The sequence below is a fragment of the Bacteroides sp. NGMCC 1.200775 genome (genome assembly GCF_040798045.1).
Taxonomy (GTDB): Bacteria; Bacteroidota; Bacteroidia; order Bacteroidales; family Bacteroidaceae; genus Bacteroides; species Bacteroides hominis.
The window spans coordinates 101,072-126,199 of sequence record NZ_JASCQK010000002.1; the positions used below are offsets into that span (position 1 = coordinate 101,072).

A 25,128-nucleotide genomic window follows, 5' to 3' on the forward strand; every position below is an offset into this window, starting at 1 on the left:
CAGATTCGCATTAATCATTAAAATATGGAAGAAATAAAATACATAGAACCCGCAGCACTACACGACGAGATGCTGCGTCTGCGTAACGAAAAGCAGATGGACTTTCTCGAAAGCCTGACAGGCATGGACTGGGGAGTGGCAGAGGAAGGCGACGCACCGAACGTAACCCGGGGACTTGGAGTAGTCTACCATCTGGAATCGACCGTAACCGGCGAACGCATCGCTGTAAAAACATCCACAGATAACCGCGAAACTCCGGAAATCCCTTCCGTCAGTGACATCTGGAAAGCGGCCGACTTCAACGAACGTGAAGTATTCGACTATTATGGCATTGTATTCATCGGACATCCCGACATGAGGCGCCTTTATCTGCGTAACGACTGGGTAGGATATCCGATGCGTAAAGATAATAATCCGGAAAAGGATAACCCGTTGCGTATGGATAATGAAGAGACCTATGACACCACGCAGGAAATAGAACTGAACCCGGACGGAACTTACCAAACCCAGGAGAATGTCATCTTTGATGACCGTGAATATGTAGTCAATATCGGACCACAACACCCGGCCACCCACGGAGTAATGCGTTTCCGCGTATCGCTTGAAGGCGAAACCATCAGGAAACTCGATGCCAACTGCGGCTACATCCACCGGGGAATCGAGAAGATGAACGAAAGCCTCACCTATCCGCAAACCCTTGCACTGACCGACCGGCTCGATTATTTAGGAGCACACCAAAACCGCCATGCCCTTTGCATGTGCATCGAAAAGGCAATGGGAATCGAAGTCAGCGAACGTGTGAAGTACATCCGTACCATTATGGACGAACTTCAGCGTATCGACTCCCACCTGCTGTTCTATTCGTGCCTCGCGATGGACTTGGGAGCACTGACCGCTTTCTTCTACGGTTTCCGTGACCGTGAGATGATTCTGGACATGTTCGAAGAGACCTGTGGCGGACGTCTGATTATGAACTATAATACTATTGGTGGGGTACAAGCGGATCTACACCCGAACTTCATCCCGAGAGTGAAAAAATTCATCCCCTACATGCGTGGCATCATTCACGAATATCACGACGTATTTACCGGCAACGTCATTGCCCGGCAGCGCCTGAAAGGTGTAGGCGTACTGAGCCGCGAAGATGCTATTTCCTTCGGATGCACCGGTGGTACAGGCCGTGCCAGCGGATGGGCATGCGATGTGCGCAAACGTATGCCTTATGGTGTATATGACAAAGTAGATTTTAAAGAGATCGTTTACACCGAAGGTGACTCTTTTGCCCGCTACATGGTACGTATGGATGAAATTATGGAAAGTCTGAACATCATCGAACAGTTGATAGACAACATTCCGGAAGGACCGATACAGGAGAAGATGAAACCTATCATCCGGGTGCCGGAGGGAAGTTACTACACTGCTGTCGAAGGCAGCCGAGGTGAATTCGGGGTATTCCTCGAGAGCCACGGAGACAAGACCCCCTACCGCCTGCATTACCGTTCGACGGGACTGCCGTTGGTTTCGGCTGTCGATACCATCTGCCGGGGAGCCAAGATTGCCGACCTGATCGCCATTGGCGGAACGCTGGACTATGTGGTGCCGGATATCGACAGATAAGTAAATAGTAAATCGTCTAATCGTAAATATAGCATATGTTTGACTTTAGTATAATAACAAGCTGGATACACCAGACTCTGACCTCCGTCATGCCGGAGGGGCTGGCTGTATTCATTGAATGTGTCGTAATCGGGGTGTGCATTGTGGCCCTGTATGCCATACTTGCCATTCTCCTTATTTATATGGAGCGTAAGGTATGCGGTTTCTTCCAGTGCCGTCTGGGACCGAACCGTGTAGGAAAGTGGGGAAGCATCCAGGTGCTCTGTGACGTGCTTAAGATGATGACCAAAGAAATCATCGAGCTGAAACACTCGGATAAATTCCTCTATAACCTGGCTCCGTTCATGGTGATTATCGCTTCGTTTCTCACCTTCTCCTGCCTGCCCATCAGCAAGGGGCTGGAAGTGCTGGACTTCAACGTGGGTGTATTCTTCCTGTTGGCGGCTTCGAGCATCGGTGTGGTAGGTATCCTGCTGGCCGGATGGGGCTCGAACAACAAGTTCTCACTGATCGGTGCCATGCGAAGCGGTGCACAGATCATCAGTTACGAACTGTCCGTGGGACTCAGTATCCTGACGATGGTGGTACTGATGGGTACCATGCAGTTCTCCGAAATCGTAGAGAACCAGGCCAACGGATGGTTTATATTCAAGGGACACATCCCGGCGGTGATCGCCTTCATTATCTACCTGATAGCCGGAAACGCAGAATGTAACCGTGGCCCGTTCGACCTTCCCGAAGCGGAAAGTGAGTTGACAGCGGGCTACCATACCGAATATTCGGGTATGCACTTCGGATTCTTCTACCTGGCCGAGTACCTGAATATGTTTATCGTAGCCGCCGTAGCTGCCACTATCTTCCTCGGAGGCTGGATGCCGTTGCATATCGTCGGTCTGGACGGATTCAATGCCGTAATGGATTACATCCCGGGCTTCATCTGGTTCTTTGGCAAGGCGTTCTTCGTGGTATTCCTGCTGATGTGGATCAAGTGGACTTTTCCACGTCTGCGCATTGATCAGATATTGAATCTGGAATGGAAATATTTAGTGCCCATTTCGATGGTCAATCTGGTAATCATGGTATTAATCGTAGTCTTCGGACTGCACTTCTAACCCGGAGGACTGAAAAATGAAGAATGAAGAATATACATATTTAGGTGGCCTGATGCAAGGCATCGGCTCTCTGCTGACGGGTATGAAAACCACCATCAAGGTGTATTTCCGGAAGAAAGTAACCGAACAATACCCGGAAAACCGTGCAGAACTCAAGATGTTCGACCGTTTCCGCGGTACATTGACCATGCCTCACAACGAAAACAATGAGCATCGCTGCGTAGCCTGCGGACTGTGCCAGATGGCATGTCCGAACGATACCATCAAAGTGACCAGTGAGACCGTTGAAACGGAAGAGGGTAAAAAGAAGAAAATACTGGCAAAGTATGAGTACGACCTCGGCTCGTGTATCTTCTGCCAGCTATGTGTCAATGCCTGCCCGCACGACGCAATCACCTTCGACCAGGTATTTGAGCATGCCGTATTCGACCGGAGCAAGCTCATCCTGCAGCTCAATCACGAAGGCAGTAAAGTAATCGAAAAGAAAAAAGAATAAAAGAATATGGGACTTACACTTGAAACAGTAGTATTCTACTTTCTGGCAGTGTTCATCATTGCCATGTCCATACTGACGGTGACTACACAACGCATCGTACGTTCGGCCACCTATCTGCTGTTTGTGCTTTTCGGCACAGCAGGCATCTACTTTCTGTTGGGGTATACTTTCCTCGGATCGGTACAGATCATGGTCTATGCCGGAGGTATTGTGGTGCTCTACGTATTCTCCATCCTGCTGACGAGTGGAGAAGGCGACCGGGCGGCTCACCTGAAACGGAGTAAATTCCTGGCGGGACTCGCCACGACCATAGTAGGCGCGGCACTGGTGCTCTTTATCACACTGACCCACAAATTCGTACCGACAAGCGATCCGGAACCGGTAGAAATCAGTATCAAGACCATCGGGCATGCACTGCTAAGCAGCGGCAAATATGGATATGTATTGCCTTTCGAAGCAGTCAGCATACTGTTGCTGGCTTGTATCGTAGGCGGATTATTAATTGCACGTAAAAGATAGAAAGATATGATGATACACATGGAATATTATCTGGTGGTCTCTACCATCATGATGTTTGCAGGAATATACGGGTTCTTCACCCGGCGCAACACACTTGCAATCCTGATCTCTGTGGAACTGATGCTGAATGCGACCGATATCAACTTTGCCGTATTCAACCGTTTCCTTTTCCCCGGAGAGCTGGAAGGATATTTCTTTGCCCTGTTCTCCATCGCCATCTCGGCTGCGGAAACGGCTATCGCCATTGCCATCATGATTAATATTTACCGCAATATACGCAGTATACAGGTAAAGAATCTCGATGAATTAAAATGGTAGGCAGAGCATACCTCCTGCAGTATAAACATAGTATAATATACAACAACAGATAGATTATGGAATATACAATTCTGATCCTTCTTCTCCCCTTCCTCTCCTTCCTGACAACAGGAATAGGAGGCAAGTGGATGAGCCACCGGACAGCGGGCACCATTGGCACGCTGGTATTGGCAGCGGTGACCGTACTTTCGTACATCACGGCCATACAATACTTTTCGGCTCCCCGCCTGGCGGACGGAACGTTCGCCACGCTCATTCCTTATAACTTCGAATGGCTTCCGTTTACGGAGACACTGACATTCAACCTGGGCATCCTGCTCGACCCTATTTCGGTAATGATGCTGATCGTGATCTCCACTGTCAGCCTGATGGTACATATCTACTCCTTCGGTTATATGAAAGGTGAACGAGGATTCCAGCGATACTACGCATTCCTGTCCTTGTTCACCATGTCGATGCTCGGACTGGTAGTGGCAACCAATATCTTCCAGATGTATTTGTTCTGGGAACTGGTAGGTGTATCTTCTTACCTGCTGATAGGCTTCTACTATACCCGCCCGGCAGCCATTGCCGCCAGCAAAAAGGCGTTCATCGTAACCCGCTTCGCCGACCTGGGATTCCTGATCGGTATCCTGCTATACGGATATTACGGAGGTACATTCGGCTTCACTCCCGACACAGTTTCGATGTTGAGCGGTGGCGCCAGCATGTTACCTCTGGCCCTCGGACTGATGTTTGTCGGCGGTGCCGGCAAGAGTGCCATGTTCCCGCTGCACATCTGGTTACCGGATGCCATGGAAGGTCCGACTCCTGTCAGTGCATTGATTCATGCCGCTACCATGGTGGTAGCCGGTGTCTATCTGGTGGCACGCATGTTCCCGCTCTTCATCGAATATGCACCGGACGTACTGCACCTGATCGGATGGGTGGGCGCTTTCACTGCGTTTTATGCAGCCAGCGTGGCTTGCGTACAGAGTGATATCAAGCGTGTACTTGCTTTTTCCACCATCTCACAAATCGGCTTTATGATTGTGGCATTAGGTGTCTGCACCTCTTCCGACCCGCATCACGGAGGACTGGGCTATATGGCCGGCATGTTCCATCTTTTCACACATGCCATGTTCAAGGCATTGCTCTTCCTGGGTGCCGGCAGCATCATTCATGCCGTACATTCCAACGAGATGTCCGCCATGGGCGGACTCCGTAAGTACATGCCGATTACGCATATCACCTTCCTGATAGCCTGTCTTGCCATCGCGGGTATTCCTCCGTTCTCAGGTTTCTTCTCTAAAGATGAAATTCTGGCAGCTTGCTTCCAGTACAGCCCTGTGATGGGTTGGGTGATGACAATCATCGCGGCTATGACTGCCTTCTATATGTTCCGTCTCTACTACGGCATTTTCTGGGCCGGTGTAACGCCCGGGCAAAAGTCGGCAAGCAATGGAGTAAGTGACGCACACACTCCACACGAGTCTCCCCTCACCATGACTGTTCCGTTAATCTTCCTGGCTGCCGTTACTTGTGTGGCCGGTTTCATTCCTTTCGGACATTTCATCAGTGCCAACGGTGAATCGTATACCATTCATCTGGAAACTTCAGTGGCCGTCACCAGCGTAGTGATTGCCGTGGGCTCCATCGTTCTGGCCACTTGCATGTACCTGCGTCCGCAACAGCCATTGGCAGATAAACTTGCCAAACGGTTCGCCGGACTGCACCGGGCAGCCTACCACCGTTTCTATATCGACGAAGTATATCAGTTCATCACGCACCGCATCATCTTCCGTTGCATCTCTACGCCGATCGCTTGGTTCGACCGCCATGTAGTAGACGGATTCTTCAACTTCATAGCTTGGGGAACCCACGCCACAAGCGACGAGATACGGGGACTGCAAAGCGGACGTGTACAGCAATACGCTTACGTATTCTTGCTTGGAGCATTGATACTGATCTTAATATTAATCTTATAAAGCACAAAAGATATGAACTTTTTATCCTTATTCGTACTCATTCCTCTGCTGATGCTTGGCGGGTTATACCTTGCCAAAGGCATTAAAGCCATCCGTGGAGTGATGGTAGCGGGAAGTACAGCGTTGCTTATCCTGAGTATTGTGCTGACGTTCCTTTATTTAGGCGAGCGCCAGGCAGGAGCCACAGCCGAAATGCTGTTCCGTGCCGACACAGTATGGTATGCTCCCCTCCACATATCCTATTCAGTAGGAGTCGACGGAATATCGGTAGCCATGCTGCTGCTTAGTGCCGTCATTGTTTTCACCGGTACCTTCGCTTCCTGGAAGCTGCAACCGCTGACCAAAGAATACTTCCTGTGGTTCACACTCCTGTCGATGGGAGTATTCGGATTCTTCATCTCCATTGATCTGTTCACCATGTTCATGTTCTACGAAATCGCGTTGATCCCGATGTATCTGCTGATCGGTGTATGGGGCTCGGGACGCAAGGAATACGCAGCCATGAAGCTGACCCTGATGTTGATGGGTGGTTCGGCTTTCTTGCTGATCGGTATTCTGGGCATATTCTTCGGTGCCGGCGGGACGACAATGAACATCCTCGAAATAGCCCGGCTGCACAACATCCCGTTCGCACAACAGTGCATCTGGTTCCCGCTCACCTTCCTGGGATTCGGCGTACTGGGCGCACTCTTTCCTTTCCACACATGGAGCCCCGACGGTCATGCCTCGGCACCGACTGCCGTCTCCATGCTGCATGCCGGCGTACTGATGAAACTGGGAGGTTACGGATGTTTCCGCATCGCCATGTACCTGATGCCGGAAGCTGCCAACGAACTGGGCTGGATCTTCCTGATCCTGACAGGTATATCGGTTGTATACGGTGCCTTCAGCGCTTGTGTGCAAACCGACCTGAAGTATATTAATGCCTACTCGTCAGTGAGCCACTGTGGTCTGGTGCTCTTCGCTATCCTGATGATGAACCAGACAGCCGCCACCGGTGCAGTGCTCCAGATGCTCAGCCACGGGTTAATGACAGCATTGTTCTTCGCCCTCATCGGTATGATATACGGACGTACACATACCCGCGACGTACGCGAGTTGAACGGACTGATGAAAGTGATGCCGTTCCTCAGTGTCTGCTATGTAATTGCCGGACTTGCCAACCTGGGACTTCCGGGACTCAGCGGCTTCGTAGCCGAGATGACCATCTTTGTCGGTTCATTCCAGAACTTCGATGTGTTCCACCGCACACTGACCATTATCGCTTGTTCATCCATTGTCATTACTGCGGTCTATATCCTCCGGCTGGTAGGCAAGATTCTGTATGGGACTTGTACCAACAAGCATCACCTGGCACTGACAGACGCAACCTGGGATGAACGCTTCGCCGTTATCTGTCTCATTATTTGTGTTGCCGGACTGGGTATGGCTCCTTTCTGGGTAAGCCACATGATCGGCGAAAGTGTATTGCCCGTTGTTTCACACTTAATACCATAAAAAGAAGATGGACTATTCACAATTTCTATATATGAAAGAGGAGCTATCGCTGATAGCGGTTATCCTCATCCTGTTTGTGGTCGACCTGTTTACCTGCCCGGACCATAAAGGCACGGCTCCCAAACTACCTACCAGGTCGCTTACCTTGCCGGCTGTCATCCTGCTGACCATCCACACCGTAATCAACCTCTTCCCCGGAGCTCCGGCGGAGGCTTTCGGCGGAATGTATCAGTATGCACCGATGCAAACCATCATCAAAGCAGTGCTCAACGTAGGTACTCTCATCGTGATACTGATGGCCCACGAATGGCTGAAGCGTGAAGACACCAGCATCAAGCAGGGAGAGTTTTATGTCCTGACACTCTCCACCCTATTAGGTATGTATTTCATGATCTCTGCCGGACACTTCCTGATGTTCTTCATCGGGCTGGAAATGGCGAGTATCCCTATGGCCGCACTGGTGGCATTCGACAAATACCGCCACCACTCCGCAGAAGCAGGTGCCAAGTATATCCTGACAGCTCTGTTCTCAAGTGCCTTGCTGCTGTTCGGTCTTTCGATGATTTACGGAACGTCAGGCACTCTCTACTTCGATGACCTGCCCGAACACATTACAGGTAACATGCTTCAGGTCATGGCTTTCGTATTCTTCTTTGCCGGCATGGGATTCAAGATCTCCCTGGTTCCCTTCCATCTCTGGACCGCCGACGTATACGAAGGTGCACCCACGGCCGTGACCTCCTATTTAAGTGTGATCTCCAAAGGATCGGCAGCTTTCGTGCTGATGACCATCCTGACGAAAGTATTTGCACCGATGACGGCACAATGGCAGGAAGTACTGTTCTGGGTAACTATTGCCTCAATCACCATTGCCAATCTCTTTGCCATCCGCCAGCAGAACCTAAAACGTTTCATGGCATTCTCAGCCATCTCTCAGGCCGGATACATCATGCTGGGTGTCATAGGTGGCAGTGCGATGGGAATGACCGCCCTGGTTTATTATGTACTGGTTTACCTGGCAGCAAACTTAGGTGTGTTTGCGGTTATCTCGATTGTGGAGCAACGTAGCAACAAGGTAGAAATAAACGACTATAACGGACTGTACCGGACAAACCCCAAACTGGCTTTCATCATGACACTTGCCCTGTTCTCACTGGCCGGTATCCCTCCGTTTGCGGGTTTCTTCTCCAAGTTCTTCATCTTCATGGCCGCATTCAACAGTGGGTTCCATTTACTGGTATTCATTGCCCTGATCAACACAGTAGTTTCACTCTACTACTACCTGCTGATCGTGAAAGCCATGTATATCAATCCCAACGAAGAACCCATCCCCGCTTTCCGCAGTGACGGTTATACCAAGTTAAGTCTCGCACTTTGTACATTGGGCATCATAGCCTTAGGTATCGCAAGCTGCATCTATCAGGGAATCGATAAGTTTGCTTAACCATATTTCACCACAGAGGACGCAGAGGGAAACCGAAGATATTATTATCCTAATGGATAACGTATCTTTATCTCCTTCTCTGTGTTCTCTGCGTCCTCTGTGGTGAAATGTCTTTTGCTATGAAAGCCCCTATTTCGGAATGGTGAACCAGAACCGGGAGCCCTTTCCCTCTTCCGAATCCACTCCTATGACTCCGCCTAACTGCTCTACGATGCTTTTGCAGATGGAAAGCCCGAGGCCGGTTCCATGAATAAAGGTGTTCAACTTGACGAAACGCTCAAAGATATGAGGCAGTTGCCCTGCGGGAATTCCAATTCCCGTATCCCGCACATAAAACTCCACGCACTCTTCTTTTTCTTCGTATCCCACGCGGATACTGCCCGATGAAGTAAACTTCAAAGCATTGTTCACGAAATTAGAGATAACCTGATGCAGGCGGTTCCGGTCACTCACCACGCTGCATTCCGACGGATGCGGATCAAAAACCAACTCAACTCCTTGTGGTACCTTGATCTGGGAACTGCGGACAATATCTTCACAAAGCATATTCACATCCGTCTCGCCATAGGTGAATTCAAATGTCCCCGCCTCTATTTTCGACAGGTCTAAAATATCAGAGATCAGCTGTAACAGCAAGTCGTTATTCTCTTGTACAATCTTAATGTATTCACGACGTTCTTCCAGATCTTCCGTATCCACCAGCAACCCCGAGAAGCCGACAATCGCATTGAGCGGTGTACGTATCTCATGACTCATATTCGCAAGAAAAGCACTCTTCAGGCGGTCCATCGTTTCAGCTTTCTCTTTAGCCTCGATAAGCATGGCTTCCGTCTCTTTCAGTTCGGTAATGTCATAGTTAATGCCGATGATCTCTATCTCCCCGTTATCCGGTTCAAACTTGGTAACCACCACATTCATGCGCACCCAGTTCCACTCATCGGCAGTGCCGGGCTTCAACACACGCATTTCGCTACGGAAATCCTTCTCCTCACCCTTCAATACCTTTTCGTAGAAATCAACGACTTTCTGCCTGTCTTCCGGATGCATCTTATCATAGACTCCCACAACCGACGACAGCGGAATATCCTCAGGCTCACCCATATTCTTATACCACTGTTTGATGGCATAACCACGTTTGGTAAGCAAGTTCAGTTTAGCATACCCCACCTTTGCATAGTCCGATATCAGCAGGAAGAAGTTCTCAAAATCACGGATACGGTTAATGGCGTCGATACGCTCCGTATTATCGATATTAATCAATACATATCCGTTGAAGTTCCCCTGACTGTCAAACAGCTTACTGACCTTTGTATAGAGTTCAATCATCTTCTGTCTATCCGAGTGGAAATAGTCGCCTGCCCTCTCAAAAGAGTAATTCAGCCTGAAATCCACCAAATCCTCGTTCCGCACCCGTTCCCTGATTTCAAGAGGCACATTCGGGTTCTCAAAGAAGCTGACACCTATTACATCCGCTTTATCCTTCACCCCAAAGGTCTCCATGTCCCAGTTGTTCAAATCGAGCAGATAGCCATCCTTATCATAAAGCTCCACTCCGGCAGGAATATTGGCAAAGATACTCTTGAAGAGCTTTTCGCTGCGATCCAAAGCCCTATGGGCACGTACTGTCTCCGTAGAGTCCAGAAACAAGGAAACCACCTCGTCTTTCTCCGGAGAATATATGATGCAATGGGAACTGCGCTGGGAGCGATCAAAGAAGACATCCGTCTCTTTATGCACATTATCTTCAATAACGTCCACCAGATAGTCTATTGGTGCTTTCGTATCTGCATACAGTTCACTACCCAGACGCCCCACATAATCCGAAAGAGGCAATCCGATCAGTTCCGAACTCAGATCATTGGCATCGGCTATCCGGTAGTCGCAAGGTTTCCCGCCGGCATCCCGGATGATAGACATACGCACATATCCCATCGGCATGAAGCGGAACAGGTTACGCAAGAAAGAACGTTCGCGGATGGCATCATCTTTTGCTTTGCGCAGTTCGATGCAGATACTGATTATATTGGCCAAAGACGACAACCACTGGAAATCTTCATTACTCCAGTTGCGGTAATTCTCCACAAGGTCGATTCCCATATATCCCCATACATGTTCGCCCGCTATCAGCGGAGTGACCATCAGCGACTTGATGTTCTGGCGGCTGAGGATGGCATATTCGGATTTCGCATGTTTCGGAAGCTGATCCAATGAATCCAGTATCACCGGCTTACCCGATAAGGTCTGACTCGTCCACCAGGGCAAACTGTCGGTAGCGATGCGTTGCAGGCTTTCAATCTCCGCCGGCACTCCCTCTGCCACCACTTCATAGGTACAGTCCTGATAACGGTAATATTCATCATACTCAAAGATATACACCCGTCCGCCACGAAAAAGGTCGAGGATATCTTTCAGTATTTCCATGATACAAAGGTCCACACTGTCATCTTTCAGGAAGCGCAACAGCGAATGGGAAATGGAGTTCTGACGATACAGCAAATCGTTGACACGCTCCAGGATACGTTCTGAGGTTTCATTGGGAGCCTCTACCCGTTGTATGGTACCGAAGGAAATGATCCCCCTGCCCGGCACTTCCTCCCGATTGCCCAGGCGTGTATGCAACCAGATGATTCCCTCTTTAGAATAAATGGGAAAGGTCTGTTCATAAAACTCCCGGTGTATAGAAGCATTGAACTCCCGGACTATCTGTTCCTGATAGTCCTTCCGTACCCGTTCTCTGAAATCCATAAAAGAGATAGTATTACCTTCCAGTCCTAATAAATCACATAGATATTCTGAGCATAAATAGTGTCCGGCTGTGAAGTCAGCTTCCCACCACCCGATCTGTGCCATGGAGGCCATTCGCCGTAACCGTTCGATATCGTTATCCATAAAAGTAGTTTACAGGGGTATATGTTTGTCTGCTGTAAGTATGCAAAATTAGAAAATTATCCATTTCTATCAAGAGAATGGATTAAATATTTGCGGTAACGGTGCTCTAAGAGTATTGCAGGGGAAAGAATACACAGGAATGTAACACAGATGTTAACGAATCGTATAGTGCATGTATCATCCCCGTAACCTGAATCCCGCAACTTTGCACCGACAGAAAAACGTAGATAAAAAGACATGAAACAACGAATCGGGAGACTTCTCTCCACCCTTCTTCTCACTACATTTTCCTTGGGAATCACAGCAGGTGTCATCAAGGGAACCATCATTGACAAACAAACCAAAGAACCGCTCACGGGAGCTACCGTACAGGTTACAGGTTCCGCCACCGGTGCCGTAGCCGATTTAAACGGTAATTACACCCTTACACTGAACAACGGCACTTATACCCTCGAAGTGAAATACATAGGATATAAAACGTTCCGGATGAATGAAGTGAAGATAAAAACCGATGCGACACTGAACTTCGAACTGGAAGTGGATGCACAAACGCTGGATGCCGTCACCGTAGTGGCCCGCAAGAACCTGGAAGGTGAAAAGGCTTTGTTGCAGGAAAGACAAAAAGCAACGCTTGCCATCGAGAACATGGGAGCCAAGGAGATGACTCTCAAAGGTATATCGAACGTACAGGATGGGGTTAAAAAAATAACGGGAATCTCCATTGCCAGTGCCGGACAACTGATTGTGCGCGGACTGGGAGACCGGTACAGCACCACCACCCTGAACGGGCTGCCCATAGCTTCGCCCAATCCGGACAACAAGCTGATCCCGCTCGACCTCTTTCCGGCCTCTACCGTAAAGAACATTACGGTCAGCAAAGTATATGCCGCCGGATCTTTCGCCGACTATTCGGGTGCACATATCGACATCAGCACCAAAGAGAATACCGGAAGTGACTTTTTCTCCATCGGCTTCAACGTAGGCGGACGCTTCAACACCATCGGAAAAGATTTCTATTACAGCGACCGGAAGGGGGGACTCTTCAGTACAGGCAACCTAAAGAACAAAGACCGGATTCTGGCTATGGGTAAAAGCGAGTTCCGCGATTATGCCCGCAACAATGATCCGTTCGGTACAAACTTCGCCATCAGCAAGCACCGTTCGTTACCCGAGTTCGGCGGTAACCTCGGAGGAGGCAAGAGCTGGACTCTGCCCAACGGCAACCGCCTGAGCCTACTCGCCTCGGTAGGTATCAGCAACGAAAACCAGATTCTGAAAGATGCCTACGTCACTACCATGACGGCACAAGGCACACATCTCGATAAGTTTAATTACGACAGCTATTCCAGCGCATTGAAAATAGCGGGACTGGGCAGCATCGGATACTCGTTCCGGCAGGCCGACCACATCAACTTTACCCTGTTTTATGCCCGCAATGCCATCAACGACTACATGGCACGCGAAGGGATCGATGCAGAAAAGAACAACATTACGTCGAGCAACAGCGTATTTCATGCGTATTCACTGCTGAACAACCAGTTGATGGGACACCATGAGCTGACCTCTCAGTGGGATGTAAACTGGAGTGCTTCCTACGGGCTGACCAACAGCGATGAACCGGACCGCCGGCAGGTTGTCTTCTTCCGCAATGAAGGAAGCGACAAGCTGAACCTCTTTAAACTGAACCAGACCACCAACTGCTATTTCGGAGAATTGCAGGAAAAGGAGATTGTAGGTGACCTGCGCACTTCGTACAAATGGGGTGACGCGAACCTCATTCGTGTGGGAGGGACTTACAAAAGCAAAAAGCGCGACTTTGAAAGCGTGAACTTCTATTATGACATCAATGCCCTGAATGCCGATGTCACCAACATATACGATACCAACGGATATTTGAATCAGGAAAACATAGCCAACGGAACGATAAAAGCCAATATCGACGCACAACCCCGTTACAACTATTACGCCGGCATGGATGTATGGGCAGGGTTTGCCGAAATAGAATATTATCCGGTTGAATCTCTGCTGGTCAACGTGGGGCTGCGCTACGAGCAAGCCAAGCAATGGGTACGCTACTGGACAGACGGAGGGCAGGAGAAGAAGACGAACCTGGACAAAGGTGATTTCTTCCCGGCACTGAACCTGAAGTACACCATCGATGAAACCAACAGCCTGCGCCTCTCCGTATCACGCACCGTCACCCGGCCTTCGTTCATCGAAATGGCCCCGTTCCTCTACCAGGAGTCCTACGGAAGTGCCTACATCCGTGGTAACAACGAGCTGAAGAATGCTTATAACTACAACATAGACCTGCGCTACGATTTCTTCCCGAAACGTAACAATGGCGACATGTTCTCCGTTACCGGTTACTTCAAGAAACTGAAGTCGCCCATTGAGCAGACCCAGGAGTCTTCGGGCGGAACAGTGATCCGTTCTTTCCGCAACGCCGAAGACGGAATAGCCACGGGAGTGGAAATCGAGTTCCGCAAAGAACTGTTCAAGAATCTCCGTATCGGTGCCAACGGCTCATATATGTATACAAACGTCATCCTTCCTGAAGGCGGGGTATATACCGACTCGGAACGCGCTCTGCAGGGAGCCTCCCCGTTCCTGATCAATGCCGATATCAGCTACACTCCCCAATTAAGGGGAGAAAGCGACCTGACACTGGCACTGGTTTATAATGTGCAAGGGCCACGCATCGAGACAGTAGGTATCTACGGAACAGGCAATATCAAGCAACAGACCCTGCACACGATGGACTTCATAGCAAGCTATGCCATCAACAAGCATCTAAACCTGCGCTTACAGATGAAAGATTTGCTGAACAGTACCATCCGTTTCAAGCAGGAACTACCGGCAACGGGACAAAAGGTGGAAGTAGAATCATTCCGTCCGGGAACAAATGCGGAGATAGGAGTCTCGTACAGATTCTAAGGCTCGCCACAGGGAGAGACAGAATCACACAGAGTATTTATATTAATAATCAAACAGATAGTATAAACCATAAACAGTATGAAGATGAAAATGAATTATCTAAAACTCAACTCTTGGGCCGTAGCAGCCCTGATGGGAATGTGTTCGCTTGCAGCTTGTAGTGACGACAACAACGGCGAAGGTGGCGGAAACGGCGAAGGCGAAGAAGTGGTAGCCAACAACGGAACACTGAAAGGAAGCGTAGACGGATCAAAAACCGTGATCCTGACCAAAGGCTACAACTTCTCCCTCGACGGAGAATATATCATCAAAGCCGGTTCTACCCTGAAGATCAGTGAAGGTGTGACAATCAGCGCCAAGAGCGACGATGCCACCATCGACTACATCCTCGTGGAACAAGGGGCCAAGATCGAAGCGGTAGGTACTGCCTCTGCTCCGATTATCATGACCTCCGACACCAAAGAACCCGGAGCATGGGGCGGTATCCATATTTGCGGTAAAGCCCCGATCAATATCGGATCGACCGGTAAATCGGAAGTAGGAGACGCTACTTACGGTGGTTCCGATCCGGCAGATAACTCAGGTATCCTGAAGTACATCCGCCTGGAATACGCAGGTTATAAGTTCACCACAGAAAAAGAGTGCAACGGTTTCACCTTCTACGGTGTAGGAAACGGCACTACCCTCGAATATCTGGAAGCATACAAAGGTACGGATGACGGTTTCGAATGGTTCGGAGGTACGGTCAATGCCAAGTATCTGGTATCGGTAAGCAACAGTGACGATTCTTTCGACTGGACAGAAGGATGGAGCGGAAAAGGTCAATTCTTTGTCGCCTACCAGGAAGATCCCGCCACTTTGGGATATACATGTGACTGCCTGATCGAAGCCGACAACTATGACAAGAACATGGATGCCACTCCGATTTCATGCCCCACACTGGCTAACCTGACACTGATCGGCGCCAACAATGACGAAGGTAAAAGAGGCATCCGCCTGCGTGCCGGAACTCAGGCCAAAATCTACAATGCTCTGGTTACAGGCAAAGCCAATAACCTGACTACCGAAACAGAACAAACCGAGAAGTACTTGGTGAATGGTCCTTCGGTATTGAACTACATCGCTATCGCGGGAGATATCAAAGCCAGCGGTGACGGCGGTTACTCTTCTGCCCTGTTCACAGCCGCAGAGAATCACAATGCCATCAACCAGACTTTCAGCTTCAGCAACACCTTCATCGGAATCCAAGAAGGAGGAGCCGACCTCTCGGCAGACAGCTTCTTTGAGAAAGCGGCTTATAAAGGCGCAGTGAAAGCAGACAACGAATGGACCAAAGGTTGGACAAAGTTATAAATCACATATACACTCACAGAATGAAGAGGTAGTGTCGAAACTCTTTTCACCACAGAGTAACACAGAGCATCACAGAGTTTTTCAGTAATAATCAACAATTTAAAATTGTCTCTGTGTTACTCTGTGTCCTCTGTGGTGGATTTTGACACATTTACCTGTTTTTCAAACTATGAACAGATACAGACTAAGGATTATCGCACTGACAGCACTGGTTTGCCTGACCGGCAGTAGCTGTACGGACGACGAGAACGGCGGACAGGGTAACAACATTGTTTACGGTGAAAACATCATCGGAAACGGAGAACAGACCTTTGAGATAAAAGATCATCAATACCTGAAACGAGGCACTTACCTGATGAAAGGTTGGTGTTACGTCACATACGGCTCCACACTGACCATTGAGGCAGGCACCGTCATCAAGGGCGACAAAGAGACCCGTGCCGCCCTGATCATAGAACCGGGCGGAAAGCTGATAGCCCAAGGAACAGTGGATGCACCGATTGTATTCACTTCCGAAATGCCTGCCGGAAAGCGGAAACCGGGCGACTGGGGAGGGCTGATTCTTTGTGGCTATGCCCGGAACAACGAAAACATCATGCAGATAGAAGGAGGTCCGCGCACCACGCACGGCGGTCCGAACAACGCAGATAATTCGGGCATCCTGAGTTACGTCCGCATAGAGTTTGCGGGGTATCCGTTCAAGAAGAACCAGGAGATTAACGGAATCACTTTCGGCTCGGTAGGAAACGGTACGCAGATAGACCATCTGCAAGTATCCTATGCCAATGACGATGCTTTCGAATGGTTCGGCGGAACGGTCAATGCGGAATATCTGGTGGCCTATCATTGCTGGGACGACGACTTCGATACAGACAATGGTTACAGTGGTACGTGCAAGCATCTCTTGGGTATCCGCCATCCGCGAATAGCCGACATCACAGGTTCTCATGCCTTCGAATGCAGCAACAACGGTACAAACAGCCCGGCCACTCCCACCACAGCCGCCACCTTTGAAGATGTCACGATCTATGGTCCCGCCTCGGGAGACGCTTCATTCGTAAACCGTCCCGACTTCATCAATGGCGGCGGACTGCGGCCGGAGAATGAAAGTATGTTGGGATTGTTCGGTTCGGCACTGTATCTGGGGACCAATACGTCAGTAACTTTCCGGAACTGCCGGATCAACGGATATCCGTCGGACATAGAAGGGACACCTGCCGTAATGGAAAATGTAGTGTTCAGTGAAAAGGAAGAAATCAGCTATCCGGAGTGGACAAAAGGATGGTGTAACTTTAATCCGCAGGAAACGGAGTATTGAATTCACCGGAATGAGGTGAATCAAAACCCTTTTCACCTCTGTGTTACTCTGTGTCCTCTGTGGTGAACCTCGGCACACTTCCTGCGGTTTTGACATTCTGTCAAAATGATACTTCAATCCTCTCAGATTGCTTTCTTTCGGCCCGTCATAAAGCCGCAGGACTAAAATCGCCTTCTATGGCGATCGCTGTTTTTACTTTTATCACCCGAACAGCCGATGGACGAACAAGATAACACCGTTTCTGCAAAAAGCAGGACCCATAGACGGGAATTGCCCCAAAGATCCGTTTCTTTGTCATTTCCACTTCGTTCGTTCCGGAGTAGCAACCAGGAGAATTCCAGTCTCTTTTGGAGTTCCGATCGGAAACAATAAGAGTAATCCGGAAAAACATTAGGAGATATTTCAAAAAGAAGTAAGCATTTGCCCCGAAAGAAGTAAGCATTTTCGGCAAATGCTTACTTCTTTTTCCGAAAAGCCCGGCTCTATTGACTCAACACCCCGGCTTTCGGAGCCTTCAAGCCCGGCTTTCCAGCTTCCAAAGCCCCTTTGAGGAAGGCTTCTTCTTCCGGATCTATCAAAAAAAAGAAATGCGCTGTTTGGCAAACAGCGCATTTCATATCTTTTAGAAAGCGAAATAGAATAAATTCTATCAAAACGACTGATAACTGGAGTTATCGCTTCCGGCTACTGCCATACATTCCATCTCGATCAGCCAGGTAGGGCGGCACACGGCAGCGGCAACGAACTGTATGGGTATTTGCGGAAAGCGTTCGGCAAACATAGCCCGGACAACCGGATAATCGGAAGCGTCACGAAGATAGACTATTATTTGCGCCACATCGGCAAAACCTGCCTTACCTTCTTCAAGCAACTTCTCCACATTCTCCCACATCCGCCGGGTCTGTTCCCGGACATCGCCTACATGAACCACTTCACCGCGATGATCGATACTCGCCGTACCGCTGATAAAGAGATGACGACGGTCGCCATACTCTACGGAAGTTCCCCGTTCGAAAGTCACTCCATACAAGGCTGTCGGGCTGAGGTGAGACAGCGCATGCAGGTAAGTCACCTGTCCCGGCTGCAATCCTTTCACCGCATAGGCATCGAGCAGCACATGTACCTTCGGATCGGCATGCCGCCCCTCTATGCCGGTACTGGCTATATAATGGGTCGATTCGGTCAGTCCCTGCCCGACAAAGTTTTCACGGCGCGCCTTGACAATGCCCGCATAATTCACATCCACGTTCTGCACAAAGATCCAGGTACGGATGCAATCGGAAGCCAGCGTACAGCCTTTTCCGGTCAAATCGGCTTCGTAAGATTTTAACAAGGTTTTCATCTGCTGCTCCGAATTACCGCAAGGCACACCCGCACCGGCTGTCCAGTAATGCTTATAAGCGGCGTTCCGTTCGGAGGTCAGATAGACCCACAAAGCAATCTTACTTCCATCCAACGGAGGCTGTTGCACAACTGAGACAGCATACGATGGCTCTTCCTGCAAAACAGCTTGCAAAACCTCCCACTGATTGGCGGCATCACTCAGAAAGTAACGGCAAAACGCCGGCACCATTCCCCTGAGTTTTATCTTCCTGCCCAATGTCTTATGATATGCTTTGCAAATAGCCGTCAGCTGCTCTTCATAACTCCCCGCTTCCGGATCGACATGAAACATCAGATGCGCCTCCTTCGTTTCTCCCTCACCCCCAAAAAGGGAATATTCAACAGTAGTCTTTAAATACTCTATTCTATGTTTTCTGTATTCCATACTCTTACTCATCTTTTATTTCACTTTAACTCGCTCCTTCGACATCAGCCCTTTGGCTATCTCCCGCTTGTCCCATTGCACCGGAGCGGATACAAACTCAGGAACATTATACGAATAGATCAACTGATCGTAGAATATATACGGATCTTGCTGAGGCAACAGGAAAGGCTTCCCGATACGCCCCTGCTCGTCCACCGAGGCGATATAAAGGCGGGTGTACAACCCGTCACCTCTCCGGCTGCTGAACACAAACCAATGTGAATTACTGCTCCAGTTGTGATAACTTTCCGTGTCGTCACTGTTCACCTCCTCCAGGTTGCGGAAAGCCCCGCTTCTCAGATCCAAAAGCCAAAGATCGGCCTCCTTATGCCAGATGGAGAAGTTTCCATAATCCGAAAGCGTAAACATCAGATACTTTCCGTCGAATGAAGGTTTGGGAAAAGAAATGCTTTTATCCAGTGTACGGGCGGAGATTAATGTATCGATCCGTTCGCCAAATGTTCCGTCCTCCGGATGGAAAGCAATACTGCACAAACTGTATTTCACCTCTTTATACCGGGCAGGCATCTCTTTCTGCTCCGCCGAACAGAAATAAAGTGTCCGTCCGTCGGGCGAGAAGGCGGGAAATGTTTCGAATGCGGCGGTACTCAGCAGAGGAGTAGTCAGTATCCGATGTGACTGCGGATGGTAAACTACCACATCCGAAGCCTGGTCAAAAACCTCGATAGGCTTCTTCCCTCCCAGATGGAAAGTCTGGTTGGTCCGGTTCACCGAATAAGCGATGTATTCGCCCGAAGGATGCCAATAAGGATAAACACAGGCAGAAAGCTGTCCGTCAGCTTTTGTATCGAGGAACTCGCTCTCTCCACCGATGGTCATCACCGTGGCTCCGTGTCCGCCTCTGACATGCAGGCTGGACGGATCGGGGTTCGTCTGATTGAAAGCATGGCAATTGACGCAGGCGGCCGTCACCTGAGTATTCTCAAACAAAGGAGTCTGGCGAAACGTAGAAAGTTCGCGCTCATAAATACCCATCTTGCTGTATATTTCGTATCCCGGTGCAAGCAGGCGGTACACCAATCCGTAATCAATGGGAAACGGGCTGATATAGAACGGGAAAGACCGATACGCTTTCCATTCTCCGTTTTGACGGATACATACTTTCACTTCAAGGCTGTCCCCTTTATTGTTCTCCAGCAACTCGCTCCATTTTCCGGCAGGGATCTCCACAGATTCTCCGCTTGTCCGGATGGGATCTCCTTTCTTTCCGGAAATCACGACATCTACCGCCTCCGCCCCATCGGCAGTCACACGGAAGTTGAGCGGTGCAATGGTAGCGGGAATCGTTACCCCCGCATAGTCGGGCCATATCGGAGGAAGTGCATCTACCGGAACGGGCGATACCACCTTTTGCCGGCAGGAAACCACCGTTAATGATAACAGCAGGATACCTAAACACTGTTTTATCTTATTCATAATCTTTTATCTAAAATGTACATAGAACCAGTAAGTATCTCCAAACCGGGGTGCCAACGCCTCCTCAGACCGTGTAGAAGTGTAAATGCGCGCATACTCCCGCAATCGCTCTCCTGTCTCCCGGTTAATCTTCCAGGGGATTTCCTCTCCCGGCGTATGCTTCTGCATACTCCAGCCAAACAGCAGTGCCTCCTGATAACTCTTCGGTATCGAGCGGTAGCCCAGTTTCTCTCCCAAAGGATAATAGTGAACGAATCGTCCCATGTCTTTCTTCAGAAGGGTAATGCCCATCAGATATTCATAGGCCATCCGGTTCTCCGGATTTGCCTGCAACAGCAATGACAACGTCATCTCCGGTTCTGCCGGATTGAAAAACAGGTCGGTTTGCAGGGTGAGTTTTCTCAGGCGTCCGTACTCGGGATGTGCATCGATCCGCGCCTCATCGTCCATACAAGCCAGCATCTCCGTGGCCCAGTCTTTATAAAAAAGGGTATGTTGCAGGATACGCAGATATTTGCCTGCCACTTCATATCTTCCGTTTATCAGATTTGTTTCGGCAAGCCGCTTAAAACAGCGGACGCTCTTCTGATAATCGGGGATGGCCTCCATCGCTTCAAAGACAAGTTGTTGGGCTGTGTTCACCATTCCCAAGTAATAATAGGGTTCGGCAGCTACCAGAGGAATTGTAAAGTCATTGACAAACGACATGAACAGCCCCTCTTTTCCACGCTGGCGATAGTGAAACATGCGGTCGGCCAATTGCCCCTTCATCCCTAAGGCAAGGTTAAGGCAGGAAACCGCCATGGGAGTATCGGGTAATTTCTTCCCGGCCAGGGCAATGATACCGTCCCAATCCTGCATACGTACGTGATAGTCGTAGGCCATTACTGCCTCTTTATTCATCGCGATGCTGCGCTTGCCAAGGAGATTCATGGCCAACAGCATCAACAGGAACTGCCCCGTAAGGGCCACAACATAACGTCCCCGGGTAATCTTCCCAGGCAGGCGGGCTACTAACGGTGAAACCAACACGAGAGCTATCCAGGCAATCACTTGTGCTTTCGGAAAGAATAAAGGGAAACGATAACTCCCGATTCCCCACAACAAGCGGTCCATCGGATAAGGAAACAACCACCGGGAAGCCCAGATTGTGACTCCGGCAACAAGAATCGCTCCGCCTGCCGGAAGCCATAAGGAAGAGTGCTTCGTGCCGAAGCGCCAAAACTCAACCATCAAAGCCAGCGGGATGAACAACCAGGCACAACCTCCCGCCAACATATAGAGTACCGGAATGCCTGCCCAAAGGGAGATACGGCGTACGACAGGATTGAAAATACAGGTATATCCCGCAACTGCCCCCAACACCATGCAAGCGGAAAGGGCTCCCGAAAGGAGATAGTTCTCGTCACAAAGAAGAATAAAGAAACACAAAGAGGGCAGCAGGGTAAGCGGATACCACAAAGAGCACTCTCCCATACGTCCGGCAATAAATGCAACCAAACGTTGCATGCCCCACAATACACCTGCCAGAACAGCGGCTCCCGCCCACGAATAATAATAAAACTGAGTGAGGAAATTACCTAAATAATCCGCCACTCCACCGGGATGGGATACCCGTTCGACAAAATACCCGGACGTGAAAAGAAACATCTGGAACTGTTCCTGATAGTGCAGATGATAAGGATAATATACTCCAAAGAAGATAAAGACACCTGCTCCCAACAGGATGGAGAGAAGCAGGTTCACTCTCTTGACGTGTTTGTTTTTCATATTCGCTAAATTGTGCCCAAAAGTACAAAAAGTTTGGAAAACAATCTAACGAAAGGGGAAACAATGCGTTTATCCGCCCAACAGCTCAATGCACATACGCCCGTTATGATAAGGGCATTTCCAGAATCCGGCTTTGTCATCATCCCGGTTGACAGTGCCGTCGGCCCGAAGGCTCCAGAACCATTCACCGTGGACATCGTCAATCAGATGTTGCCTGATGAATCGCCAACAGACCACGGAACGCTGTAAAGCTTCGCAATCACCGAAATAGCGGAACAGGTTATAGTATCCGGCTACGGTTTCGGCTTGTACCCACCAATGACGGTCGCCATCCACATGTCCCGTAGCGAGGTTCTTTTCATACACCATTCCTCCGTCGGGAGTGAAACCTTCGGATGCGGCCGCAGCGATCTTCTTCACAACAGGTTCCACTTCGGCAAGGAGTTCGGCGTCTCCCAGTACGCGGGCAGCTTCGTGCAACAGCCAGGAGGCTTCAATATCATGCCCGTACGAAATAACGGCATATTTACTTTGCCAGTCATCATCAAAAAAGAGTCGCAGATGGAATGTATCGTTGTCCAATATCTTCTGCATAAAAAGTTCTATCAGGTTACGCAACTGCCGTTTCAGCCCCTCGTCTTTCCAAACCCGGTATAAGTTGGTATAAGGCTCAAGAATGTGCAGATGGGTATTCATCGTCTTGCGTTCATTGGCATCTTTCTCGCTAAGGCGCATATCGGCTATCTCGTTCCACTCCCGGGTAAGCGCTTCACAGTAACCGTTCTTTATTCGGTCGAAGCTATGGGACTCTATGTCATAGAACAAACGGACGGCATACTCCAATGCTTCCGGATCTCCGGTGGCCCGGTGATATTCGCTCAGACCATAAATGGCAAAACCGATGGCGTAAATCTGTTTTTTGGTATCCAACGGCTCACCCCTGTAATCAAGAGACCAATAAACTCCTCCGAACTCCGGATCATAAAAACGGTCGATAAGGTAACGTTCGGCCCGGGTTGCCATCTCTTTGTATTCTTCTTTGCCCAACAGGCGGTAAGCGGCAGAGTAGGTCCACAGAATACGTGCATGCAGAATGGCTCCTTTCTCTGCCTGAGGCATCCGTTCTTCCTGTCCGGTGATACGTCCGTAAAATCCACCGTTTTCTTGATCCACCATCCGTTCCATCCAGTAGGGAAGGATGTGGGTGGTGAGTTCTTCCAGCATTTCCTGTTTAAGAATCTTGTCCATAGTATTTTGAATCATGATTGAGCAGTTTGTCTTTTCTTCTCCAATTCCGAGGTCACCTCTTTCATTCTCTTCTCCGACAGTGGGTACATGCTGATAAAGATAACAGACAGTACCGTCCCAACGGCCGGCAACCAACTGAGAAACATCTTAATTCCGTGAATGGCTTCTACACTCTGCACCTCGTTGGCACGAAATCCGAAGTAAGCCAGTAGCCAACCGGTCAATGCACTTCCTATAGCCCATCCGAACTTCTGGCTCATGGACGAAGAGGAAAAGATCAGCCCCGTAGCCCGATTACCTGTCTTCAGTTCGGAATAGTCGGCACAATCAGCGTACATCGACCAGAGCAAAGGGAAGATACTTCCGGCACAAATGCTGATGAGTACCTGGAAGACAAAGATCAGAGCAATATCTCCTTTTCCGAACCAGTAAAAAATGACGGAAAGTATGGTAGCCAGGCTCATGGCTCCCATATATGTATTCTTTTTGCCAATGCGGTTGCTGACCGGCGCGGCAAGAATCACCCCCACGATATTGGCAGCCTGCCCCACTGCCAGGTAAAGCCCGCTCAGCACAAAAGAGACCCCGAAGAGGGAGACTGTTGAATAATCCTCTTCTACCACAAAGTACTTAAAATAATAAACCGTAGCTCCGTCACGGATGGAGTTGAAGACTAGGGCCGCCACTCCGGCACCCAGCAAGATCCACCACGGGCGGTTGTGAAGCAGATCCCTCAAGTCATCTTTCAGAGAGCCCTGCACTTCCCGGATCGGTTTCACCCGTTCACGCGTCAACGCAAAACAGAGATAGAACAGAACCGCACACATCACAGCGATCACCACTACACTCAACATCCAGCCACGCTGTTCATCCTCCGCACCTCCAAACAGATTTACCATCGGCATGAACAGCAACAAAGCGATGAAACTGCCGATATAGGCAAAAGTCATGCGATAGGTGGACAACGTGTTCCGCTCTTTCGGATCGGGACTCATCACTCCCAGTAGAGAAGCATAAGGCACATTGATAGCCGAATATACCATCATCATCAAAGAATAGGTGATGTAGGCATAGACAAGTTTTCCCGTATCGCTCAGTTGCGGAGTGGTGAAGGTAAAGATACCTATCAGCGCAAAGGGGACAGCAAGATACAGCAGGTAAGGACGAAACTTGCCCCAGCGGGTCTGGGTACGGTCGGCAATCACTCCCACAATAGGGTCGAAAGCCGAATCCCACACCCGGGTAATCAGAAACATGGTTCCTACCACAGCGGCTGGCAGCCCGAACACATCGGTGTAAAAAATCATCAGATAAGAACCGAACAGTTTCCAGAACATGGATGAAGCCATATCGCCCAATCCGTAGCCGATCTTCTCTTTCAGTGTAATCATGGTGGTCA

Annotated in this window: 18 protein-coding genes; 11 read left to right on the plus strand and 7 right to left on the minus strand. The window is 49.5% G+C overall.

The window, feature by feature from the left end; all coding sequences use genetic code 11:
- The first annotated feature begins 24 nt into the window (after positions 1–24).
- The 8 genes from QK890_RS06920 to QK890_RS06955 are packed head-to-tail and all read left to right on the plus strand — an operon-like array spanning position 25 to position 8,970.
- Positions 25–1,617 (plus strand): NADH-quinone oxidoreductase subunit D, encoded by a 1,593-nt coding sequence (locus QK890_RS06920; protein ID WP_005775583.1) that lies wholly within the window; start codon positions 25–27, stop codon positions 1,615–1,617.
- A 35-nt stretch (positions 1,618–1,652) separates the two neighbouring features.
- Complete coding sequence (gene nuoH, locus QK890_RS06925) at positions 1,653–2,729, plus strand: NADH-quinone oxidoreductase subunit NuoH (protein ID WP_005810245.1); 1,077 nt, start codon at positions 1,653–1,655, stop codon at positions 2,727–2,729.
- A 16-nt stretch (positions 2,730–2,745) separates the two neighbouring features.
- Positions 2,746–3,225, plus strand: a complete 480-nt coding sequence (locus tag QK890_RS06930; RefSeq protein WP_005775581.1) for an NADH-quinone oxidoreductase subunit I — start codon at positions 2,746–2,748, stop codon at positions 3,223–3,225.
- Positions 3,226–3,231: 6 nt separating this feature from the next.
- Positions 3,232–3,744: an NADH-quinone oxidoreductase subunit J gene (locus QK890_RS06935; RefSeq protein WP_005775580.1), complete on the plus strand. Its 513-nt coding sequence runs from the start codon at positions 3,232–3,234 to the stop codon at positions 3,742–3,744.
- A 9-nt stretch (positions 3,745–3,753) separates the two neighbouring features.
- A complete protein-coding gene (gene nuoK, locus QK890_RS06940; protein WP_005775579.1) occupies positions 3,754–4,062 on the plus strand; it encodes an NADH-quinone oxidoreductase subunit NuoK in 309 nt (102 codons plus the stop codon).
- 56 nt (positions 4,063–4,118) lie between these two features.
- Positions 4,119–6,029, plus strand: a complete 1,911-nt coding sequence (nuoL, locus tag QK890_RS06945) for an NADH-quinone oxidoreductase subunit L (protein ID WP_005810248.1) — start codon at positions 4,119–4,121, stop codon at positions 6,027–6,029.
- Positions 6,030–6,041: 12 nt separating this feature from the next.
- On the plus strand, positions 6,042–7,526 hold the full coding sequence (locus tag QK890_RS06950) for a NuoM family protein (RefSeq protein ID WP_005810250.1): 1,485 nt from the start codon (positions 6,042–6,044) through the stop codon (positions 7,524–7,526).
- A 7-nt stretch (positions 7,527–7,533) separates the two neighbouring features.
- Positions 7,534–8,970 (plus strand): NADH-quinone oxidoreductase subunit N, encoded by a 1,437-nt coding sequence (locus QK890_RS06955; protein WP_005775576.1) that lies wholly within the window; start codon positions 7,534–7,536, stop codon positions 8,968–8,970.
- A gap of 129 nt (positions 8,971–9,099) precedes the next feature.
- On the opposite strand, the gene QK890_RS06960 is transcribed toward QK890_RS06955, so the two are convergent.
- Complete coding sequence (locus tag QK890_RS06960; RefSeq protein ID WP_195341423.1) at positions 9,100–11,859, minus strand: ATP-binding protein; 2,760 nt, start codon at positions 11,857–11,859, stop codon at positions 9,100–9,102.
- 237 nt (positions 11,860–12,096) lie between these two features.
- On the opposite strand from QK890_RS06960, the gene QK890_RS06965 reads away from it, so the two are divergent.
- The 3 genes from QK890_RS06965 to QK890_RS06975 all read left to right on the plus strand — a co-directional run bounded on the left by QK890_RS06965 (position 12,097) and on the right by QK890_RS06975 (position 17,467).
- Positions 12,097–14,796: a TonB-dependent receptor gene (locus QK890_RS06965; RefSeq protein WP_367627268.1), complete on the plus strand. Its 2,700-nt coding sequence runs from the start codon at positions 12,097–12,099 to the stop codon at positions 14,794–14,796.
- Positions 14,797–14,874: 78 nt separating this feature from the next.
- Positions 14,875–16,149, plus strand: coding sequence for a hypothetical protein (locus tag QK890_RS06970; RefSeq protein ID WP_367627269.1), 1,275 nt, complete (start codon positions 14,875–14,877; stop codon positions 16,147–16,149).
- 169 nt (positions 16,150–16,318) lie between these two features.
- Positions 16,319–17,467 carry a hypothetical protein gene (locus tag QK890_RS06975; protein ID WP_005818443.1) on the plus strand — a complete coding sequence of 383 codons (1,149 nt, stop codon included), beginning with the start codon at positions 16,319–16,321 and terminating at the stop codon, positions 17,465–17,467.
- A gap of 482 nt (positions 17,468–17,949) precedes the next feature.
- On the opposite strand, the gene QK890_RS06980 is transcribed toward QK890_RS06975, so the two are convergent.
- The 6 genes from QK890_RS06980 to QK890_RS07005 form a co-directional block, all read right to left on the minus strand.
- On the minus strand, positions 17,950–18,084 hold the full coding sequence (locus QK890_RS06980) for a hypothetical protein (RefSeq protein ID WP_259444569.1): 135 nt from the start codon (positions 18,082–18,084) through the stop codon (positions 17,950–17,952).
- A gap of 32 nt (positions 18,085–18,116) precedes the next feature.
- Positions 18,117–19,247, minus strand: a complete 1,131-nt coding sequence (locus QK890_RS06985; protein WP_234058647.1) for a Rid family hydrolase — start codon at positions 19,245–19,247, stop codon at positions 18,117–18,119.
- Positions 19,248–19,250: 3 nt separating this feature from the next.
- Positions 19,251–20,711 (minus strand): PD40 domain-containing protein, encoded by a 1,461-nt coding sequence (locus QK890_RS06990; RefSeq protein WP_005818439.1) that lies wholly within the window; start codon positions 20,709–20,711, stop codon positions 19,251–19,253.
- A 6-nt stretch (positions 20,712–20,717) separates the two neighbouring features.
- Positions 20,718–22,481, minus strand: a complete 1,764-nt coding sequence (locus QK890_RS06995) for a DUF6057 family protein (RefSeq protein WP_367627270.1) — start codon at positions 22,479–22,481, stop codon at positions 20,718–20,720.
- A 69-nt stretch (positions 22,482–22,550) separates the two neighbouring features.
- A complete protein-coding gene (locus QK890_RS07000; RefSeq protein ID WP_032540861.1) occupies positions 22,551–23,729 on the minus strand; it encodes an AGE family epimerase/isomerase in 1,179 nt (392 codons plus the stop codon).
- Between the two features lie 11 nt (positions 23,730–23,740).
- Positions 23,741–25,120, minus strand: coding sequence for an MFS transporter (locus QK890_RS07005; protein WP_032531190.1), 1,380 nt, complete (start codon positions 25,118–25,120; stop codon positions 23,741–23,743).
- Positions 25,121–25,128: the final 8 nt, after the last annotated feature.

Excerpts from the sequence above, each read along its gene's own strand:
- QK890_RS06935 (WP_005775580.1), top strand. The coding sequence starts at position 3,232 with ATGGGACTTACACTTGAAACAGTAGTATTCTACTTTCTGGCAGTGTTC.
- QK890_RS06990 (WP_005818439.1), bottom strand. The coding sequence starts at position 20,711 with ATGAATAAGATAAAACAGTGTTTAGGTATCCTGCTGTTATCATTAACG.
- QK890_RS06980 (WP_259444569.1), bottom strand. The coding sequence starts at position 18,084 with ATGAAATGCGCTGTTTGCCAAACAGCGCATTTCTTTTTTTTGATAGAT.
- nuoK (WP_005775579.1), top strand. The coding sequence starts at position 3,754 with ATGATACACATGGAATATTATCTGGTGGTCTCTACCATCATGATGTTT.
- nuoL (WP_005810248.1), top strand. The coding sequence starts at position 4,119 with ATGGAATATACAATTCTGATCCTTCTTCTCCCCTTCCTCTCCTTCCTG.
- QK890_RS06930 (WP_005775581.1), top strand. The coding sequence starts at position 2,746 with ATGAAGAATGAAGAATATACATATTTAGGTGGCCTGATGCAAGGCATC.
- QK890_RS07005 (WP_032531190.1), bottom strand. The coding sequence starts at position 25,120 with ATGATTACACTGAAAGAGAAGATCGGCTACGGATTGGGCGATATGGCT.
- QK890_RS06955 (WP_005775576.1), top strand. The coding sequence starts at position 7,534 with ATGGACTATTCACAATTTCTATATATGAAAGAGGAGCTATCGCTGATA.
- QK890_RS06950 (WP_005810250.1), top strand. The coding sequence starts at position 6,042 with ATGAACTTTTTATCCTTATTCGTACTCATTCCTCTGCTGATGCTTGGC.
- QK890_RS07000 (WP_032540861.1), bottom strand. The coding sequence starts at position 23,729 with ATGGACAAGATTCTTAAACAGGAAATGCTGGAAGAACTCACCACCCAC.
- QK890_RS06960 (WP_195341423.1), bottom strand. The coding sequence starts at position 11,859 with ATGGATAACGATATCGAACGGTTACGGCGAATGGCCTCCATGGCACAG.
- QK890_RS06995 (WP_367627270.1), bottom strand. The coding sequence starts at position 22,481 with ATGAAAAACAAACACGTCAAGAGAGTGAACCTGCTTCTCTCCATCCTG.
- QK890_RS06920 (WP_005775583.1), top strand. The coding sequence starts at position 25 with ATGGAAGAAATAAAATACATAGAACCCGCAGCACTACACGACGAGATG.
- QK890_RS06965 (WP_367627268.1), top strand. The coding sequence starts at position 12,097 with ATGAAACAACGAATCGGGAGACTTCTCTCCACCCTTCTTCTCACTACA.
- QK890_RS06975 (WP_005818443.1), top strand. The coding sequence starts at position 16,319 with ATGAACAGATACAGACTAAGGATTATCGCACTGACAGCACTGGTTTGC.
- QK890_RS06985 (WP_234058647.1), bottom strand. The coding sequence starts at position 19,247 with ATGAGTAAGAGTATGGAATACAGAAAACATAGAATAGAGTATTTAAAG.
- nuoH (WP_005810245.1), top strand. The coding sequence starts at position 1,653 with ATGTTTGACTTTAGTATAATAACAAGCTGGATACACCAGACTCTGACC.
- QK890_RS06970 (WP_367627269.1), top strand. The coding sequence starts at position 14,875 with ATGAAGATGAAAATGAATTATCTAAAACTCAACTCTTGGGCCGTAGCA.